Below are 6,268 nucleotides of genomic sequence, written 5' to 3' on the forward strand. Positions count from 1 at the left end.
TTGGCATTGGTCAGCTTTGAGGTTAGCTATCAGCTATCAGCTATCAGCTATCAGCTATCAGCTATCAGCTATCAGCTATCAGCTATCAGCTTAAGCGCTACGCGAACAGTTATCAGCTTTCAGCCAAAGGCTGACCGCTGACCACTGAAGGCTGTTCGCGTAGCGTGGGTGGAAAAGGCTTTGACGCTGTGATAAGTGCCCATATACTTACCTTCTGACTTCACTGCTCCCAGGGTAAACGCATCTAAATTAATTTGACAAAATTATAGGCTTGTGTATTAAAAAATACTAGATGGGATTTGGAGGAGATCAAATAATAATTTGCATTTGCGTAATAGTTACGCAAATTAAACTCGTCAAATCTAATAGTTTATTGAGGTAGTTAATTTTTGACGCTCTGAAAATATTATTTAATTTCCGGAATTTTTATCAAATTAACCGGCCATAATTAATCTTAATTACTCAGCATACTCTAAAATTTTAACTAAATAGTTGTTGTCCATAGCCGCTCGATATCGCTTCATTTTTAAACTTCCTTTAAAAGTCGTTTCTTGTTTTAGTAAATTTAAAGCTAAACGACGTAGTAGAGCAAAATTCTCTGGAGAATTATGTTTACGTATCCGACTTTTATCTTCCGCAAATGTGACATCTAATGTCCAATGTAAACTATTTTCAATCCCCCAATGGCTCCGAATCGCTTTAGCAATTTTATCAGCATCACTCTCTAAACTACTTATATAAAAACGGACTTCACTGGTTGTCTTATTCCATAGTTTTCGCTCACTCTTCACCATCACAACTGTTTTTAAACCTGTCCAGAGTGATTGATTATGAAGACAGGGCAAACTAGAAATCGGGACAGCCCATACTTCTCTCTTTTCTATCCTATTATGTCCACTTTCTATTTCTTTAGAGTAGCTGTATTTTCTTTCTATAAACTCTTCATGAGTAGCTAAATTAAACCAGCTTTTTATTTCTTCATACAGGCACTTTTGATTAGCTTTTAGTGCAATAATATAATTCCCTTTTTTATTCACAATTACTGACGTAATATCTTTCTGACATCCCATGGCATCAATGGTGATAATGCTTCCTTCAATTTCTAGCATCTTTATTAGAGCAGGTATAGCTGTAATTTCATTTGATTTATCTTTTACTTTCTGCTGTCCCAATACCAATTGATGAGATGATGACCATGCACTGACTATATGTAGAGCTTTTTGCTGTCCATTTCGGTCATAAGATTGTTTGAGGGTTTTGCCGTCTATTGCTATTACTTTTACTCCTAACTTTTTAGTAATTCAGTTTACCCAATTTAAGAAACATTCTTGAAAATCTGTTGTGTTTATTCTCGCAAATACTCGACCAAAAGTATCATGGTAAGGAATGCCATTTGGTAATTCTAGAAACTCGTTTAACCATTCATATTTGGCTTTTCCATATGTCTCAATTCCTACCCATCCCTCGGCACCACTAATCACAGCTAAAATAGCAATTGCTAGAATATCTATTAATAAATGCTCTTTACTTCTATCTATTCTTGGATCACTCAAAGTCGCAAAGCGATGCAGCGCGGTCTTGGGAAGGCAGCGCGGTCTTGGGGGTTCCCCCCACTCGCTATTGCCGTGGTTTCCCCCATGAGCGACTGCATCAAGACAATGTTCGAAAAAACTAGTGCTCAAGAATTTATTTATCTTTGATTGGGATGTTTGTTTGTTTTTTGGAGTAAAGCTGGAATTGAAGCCTCTTGACATTGTTTAATAAAACTTAATATTTGGCTTAAATTGTCTAACACTTAATTATAGCAGATTTAGATCTAAATTTAAGATGCGTTTACCCTGTCACTGCTCCCTGCTCCGAATGTTCCTAAAAACATGTACCTCACCTAATTTAAAAACCGCTATATAACAAAAGAGTTTTCGGTAGGTTGCAAAACCTTTTGGATGTCAATACCAATGATTGCTTTCTAATATTTTTACCTGATATAAAATATTAGAATTACTCAAATAAAGTAGCAATAAAACCTTTAAATAATAGTCCCTTAAATTCCTACAAATAGTATTTGTAACTCAATGTAAATAGTTTTAATTAACCCTTGCATTTTTCCGAGGATTTATCTATACTATAGAAGGTAAACACCGATACTAATAACCGCGCTGAGCATGCCAGTTAATCATCACCAGCGCGGCTTTCCTCCCAACCAACTAGGAGTTACTTCTATGATGCAAAAAAAAATCACGATCATCAATCCCGGCTTTTCAGCTAATCACCGGATCTCCCTTGGCAATACTGAATTCTGACATCAAAGATTGTAAGCATTTAGCTTATGGGCTATGGGCACGGTACTTGAGCGGCCATTGGGTGCATCTCCTCAAAGCTGTTTGGCCTGGTGGATGGAATAGGCATGTTGGTGGCATGGGCATGTTGGTGGAATAGGCATGTTGGTGGCATGGGCATGTTGGTGGAACAGGCATCTTGCCTGTTTCATTTCCCGGCGGGCTTTCCCAACCCTGGCTACGAGGCAGAAAATGAGGGCAAGCCCTCCTAAAGCACCACTAGCAACTACTGTATTTATAACCTAGCTGTTGGCTTAGGAGCATATATCTGAAATCAGAGAACTTGTAATCTCAAAACTGTTTTAGCATTAGAGAAAAATTAAGCGTCTCATGAAAACTTTAAATCCTAGTAACTTATCTCTTGATGATGTTCATCGCCTTTTGAATCTCGAAGAAGATTATGATGGCTCATTCACGCCCTTGTTATCCTTAGAACCGTTAACAGACGTTGAAAAGCAGGAACTGGTGCAAATAAATAATGATTTTCGTCCCTATCTAAGATCAGGAAAAGTCTCTGAAGGGCAGGTGAAGTTAGTGGTTATTGCTCCATTGCTGAGATTAGCTGGCTTCTATCACTACCCCATTACAATTTGCGTGGAAGAAGGGATTGCGGAAATTGATAGTGAAGAGGAGGAGACACGAATTACAGGGCGGCTTGATATTCTAGCAATAAACAACCAGCAACCAACACCAGCTAATAACTATTTTTGGGTGTTGGTAATCGAAACGAAAAATAGTCTAGTAGATGTAACAGCAGGTTTACCACAATTACTGACCTATGCCTATAAAAGTTTAGAGCATCAAAAATCCGTATGGGGGCTAGTGACGAATGGATTACGTTATCAGTTTGTTTATCTGCAGCAGGAAGCTTCCCCAACTTATCAGCTGATGCCATTACTCAACTTGATGGAATCTGAGAGTTGTCTTCAATTGCTAAAGGTTCTTAAAGCTATCTGTAAACTATGAAATGTGATATCCTAAAGTGATATAGCGATTTCTAGGCTAATCAGGTACAGAGTATTTTTTCTCTGCTCCCTACTCCCTACTCCCTTTTCTATCTTAGGCACAACCAACAAAAACCCTCTCCAACCGACTGATTGAAGGGGTTTATTATGGTCGAATTTTAGAGGAGTTTTGAGCACCTCAACCGTCAAAGTTATTTTGACCCAATCAAAGATTAAAAAGTTCCTGTATTTTAACTATACTTCCTCTATGGTGTCACAGCTTATTTGGGTTTAATGCTGGAACTAAATCTAATAGTTTAGTTCCATAAAACCTGTCGTTATTTTGAATCAAAGACTAACAATTGGCTTTTAACTTTTGACGTTTAACTTTTGACGTTTTAAAGCTTACGCAGCCAACACCCACTGCTAGCAGACCTAACACAGAAGCAGGTTCGGGAACAGCTTCAGATTCAATACTTACTGCGTCAACCCCAGCGTTGAAGAAACCGCTATTGTCAACTTGGCGAAAAGCCAAGCGCACAGTAGAACCAGCCCACTCAGTCAAATCAAATGTGGTAGTATTAAACCCATTGACGCGACCGCGTTGTCCTACTGGAGATATAATATTTGCTAGTACCCCCGCATTTGAAGACGGACCAAACCAGTTATTAAAGCCAGCAGAAACTAGATCAACTCGGAAATGTTGGTTTCGTCCCCGATTAAAAGCCATAGTTTCAGCATCAATCAGTCCACGAGAAGAGCGGTTTTGGGCAAACCAGTCGAAAGAAAGTTCGTGAGTGAAACCTGCTTCTAGAACGATATCTTGAAACAAGACGCGGGAACCAGCCCCGCGCTGATCGGTAACGCTAAAGAATGATCCTTGACTTGGACTGGGAATTGAGAATCTCGTTAATGGGGTCCTGGTTCCATTTGTAATGAACCAGTTCCCGGAGCTACGAGTTTGCTTAACAACTGTCCATCCTGTGAAGTCTCCTGTTTCAAATCCCCCATTAACAATGCTAGCAGCATTAGCAGCGCCACCAATACTCGACAACCCAATTAGACCGATTGCCCCTGCTGCGATCGCTATAGCTGAATGCTTGATTGAATGCTTGATTGACATAAAACTAGATATAAAACTAATTCCTGTACCGTTCTTAACTATCAGGATTACAGGCAGATGTTTGCATTCAGGTTAGTTCAATGTATTCGTAGTTGATGACTTACTGTATCACTTCCGCAGATAGCCTAGGTCTAATTCGATAATGACGATAATTCCAATAATCCTGCAAAATTTTGTTGTGGTCAAAGCAGAGATTAGATGGCACTTCCCAAGGGTGAAAAATGCCGAGATTTTTAGCATCATCAGCGGCTTTTGGTTCACCCGTTGCTGTAGCTAAAAAGACAATACTAATGGTATGCTTACGGGCATCACGATTAGGGTCAGAATACACCTGGAATTGCTCAATTAGTTCAACCTCTAAGCTAATTTCTTCCTTAGCTTCCCGCACCGCTGCTGTTTCTACCGACTCGCCGTAATCTACAAATCCACCGGGAATTGCCCAGCCTAGGGGGGGATTCTCCCGTTCTATCAAAATAATCGGTCGATGGGGTCGGTCGATTAGTTCAATAATGATATCAACAGTGGGAGCAGGATTACGGTATTGAGTAGAAGTCATGGGTTAGATCAAATCAGGTTGAGTATTTATCATATAGCAAAGGGAACAGGGAATAGGGAATAGGGAACAGGGAGTAGGGAGCAGGGAGTAGGGAGTAGGGAGTAGGGAGTAGGGAGTAGGGAGTAGGGAACTTCCGATCAAAAATTCTCACAATATTAATTGTGAGAAATGCGATGTGTCCGATTAGCCTAACCGAAAAATCCAGGGACTAGACGGAATTTTCTCTCTCGCCTGAGCTAAAATAATTTTTTATTCAGCTTCACTACTACAGACTCAACTCGCCGACGATGCTTTACTGTTAAAGCTTTACCCTCAAAGCTTTACCGTCAAATTTTAAATTTTTAGTTACCAGAGGCAGTTGATTTCGGTGGTGTAACTATCCCACTGAGGGGAAGGTGCTATGTTTACGCTCATCAATGCTTTATTTGCTTTGATCATGATCGGGATTTTACTCCTGATCGGCAGGTTTCTCAAACAGAAAGTTCGGCTGTTTCAATCCCTTTATCTACCAGAATCAGTTATTGCTGGGGGAGTAGCATTGTTACTCGGCCCAGCAGTATTGGGTGCGATCGCATCTACCGTATCAGGTACAGATTCCTTACTGGCTGGGGGTCTGTTTCCGAAAACGATGGCAACAGTTTGGTCTCAGTCTCCTGGTGTCTTTATCAATGTTGTCTTCGCCGCCTTATTTTTAGGTGAAGCGATCCCCAGTCCCAGAAAAATTTGGCGCAAAGCTGCACCTCAGGTAGCATTCGGCCAAACCCTGGCCTGGGGACAATATGTGATTGGACTGCTGCTAGTTCTGTTAGTGTTGAGTCCGATATTCGGTGTCGATCCCATCGCAGGTGCATTAATCGAAATTGCCTTTGAAGGCGGTCACGGCACCGCTGCTGGCATGACCGATACCTTTAGAAAACTGGGTTTTAACGACGGTGGTGACTTGGCTCTAGGCTTGGCTACAGTCGGTATTCTGTCAGGAGTGATCGCAGGTACCTGGCTAGCAAGCTGGGGGAGGCGCAAGGGCTACATCCAGGCCAGCCCTGATCCCAGCAGTGAGCTACAACAGTTTCGGGATAAAATTCAAAATACAATTCAACAGACAATTCAACGAGAACCTACGGAAGTTAGGTTAGCCAGAGCGAGATTAATGGATGGTTTACTGATCGATCCCCTGTCATTGAACCTTGCTTTTGTAGGAGTTGCGATCGCAATCGGCTGGCTAATCCTGGCAGTGCTCAAGTTCATTGAGTCAGTGACTTGGGTGCCGGTGGCTTTCAAGTAATTCAGTATGTGCCTCTGTTTCCCATGG

Annotated in this window: 7 protein-coding genes and 1 pseudogene; 4 read left to right on the forward strand and 4 right to left on the reverse strand. The window is 41.1% G+C overall.

Annotated features, from left to right (window positions below; genetic code table 11):
• Nucleotides 1-458 precede the first annotated feature (458 nt).
• Nucleotides 459-1,571: pseudogene (locus F6K52_RS30365) on the reverse strand (ISAs1 family transposase).
• On the opposite strand from F6K52_RS30365, the gene F6K52_RS30370 reads away from it, so the two are divergent.
• The 3 genes from F6K52_RS30370 (at nt 1,566) to F6K52_RS30380 (ending at nt 3,302) form a co-directional block, all read left to right on the forward strand.
• Nucleotides 1,566-1,700, forward strand: coding sequence for a hypothetical protein (locus F6K52_RS30370; protein WP_293087634.1), 135 nt, complete (start codon nt 1,566-1,568; stop codon nt 1,698-1,700). The pseudogene F6K52_RS30365 and the gene F6K52_RS30370 overlap by 6 nt on opposite strands.
• A 689-nt stretch (nt 1,701-2,389) precedes the next feature.
• Nucleotides 2,390-2,548, forward strand: coding sequence for a hypothetical protein (locus F6K52_RS30375; RefSeq protein ID WP_293087637.1), 159 nt, complete (start codon nt 2,390-2,392; stop codon nt 2,546-2,548).
• Between the two features lie 118 nt (nt 2,549-2,666).
• A complete protein-coding gene (locus F6K52_RS30380; RefSeq protein ID WP_293087640.1) occupies nt 2,667-3,302 on the forward strand; it encodes a restriction endonuclease subunit R in 636 nt (211 codons plus the stop codon).
• Between the two features lie 333 nt (nt 3,303-3,635).
• On the opposite strand, the gene F6K52_RS30385 is transcribed toward F6K52_RS30380, so the two are convergent.
• The 3 genes from F6K52_RS30385 to F6K52_RS30395 all read right to left on the reverse strand — a co-directional run bounded on the left by F6K52_RS30385 (nt 3,636) and on the right by F6K52_RS30395 (nt 5,110).
• Entirely contained in the window at nt 3,636-4,403 is a 768-nt protein-coding gene (locus F6K52_RS30385) for a PEP-CTERM sorting domain-containing protein (RefSeq protein WP_293087643.1), read from the reverse strand.
• 100 nt (nt 4,404-4,503) lie between these two features.
• Nucleotides 4,504-4,959 (reverse strand): NUDIX hydrolase, encoded by a 456-nt coding sequence (locus tag F6K52_RS30390; protein ID WP_293087647.1) that lies wholly within the window; start codon nt 4,957-4,959, stop codon nt 4,504-4,506.
• A 13-nt stretch (nt 4,960-4,972) separates the two neighbouring features.
• Nucleotides 4,973-5,110: a hypothetical protein gene (locus F6K52_RS30395; protein ID WP_293087650.1), complete on the reverse strand. Its 138-nt coding sequence runs from the start codon at nt 5,108-5,110 to the stop codon at nt 4,973-4,975.
• 249 nt (nt 5,111-5,359) lie between these two features.
• Here F6K52_RS30395 and F6K52_RS30400 point away from each other — a divergent pair, with 249 nt between their 5' ends.
• Nucleotides 5,360-6,241 carry a sodium/glutamate symporter gene (locus F6K52_RS30400; protein WP_293087653.1) on the forward strand — a complete coding sequence of 294 codons (882 nt, stop codon included), beginning with the start codon at nt 5,360-5,362 and terminating at the stop codon, nt 6,239-6,241.
• Nucleotides 6,242-6,268 lie beyond the last annotated feature (27 nt).

Origin of the sequence: Moorena sp. SIO3H5, assembly GCF_010692395.1 — a bacterium.
GTDB lineage: Bacteria > Cyanobacteriota > Cyanobacteriia > Cyanobacteriales > Coleofasciculaceae > Moorena.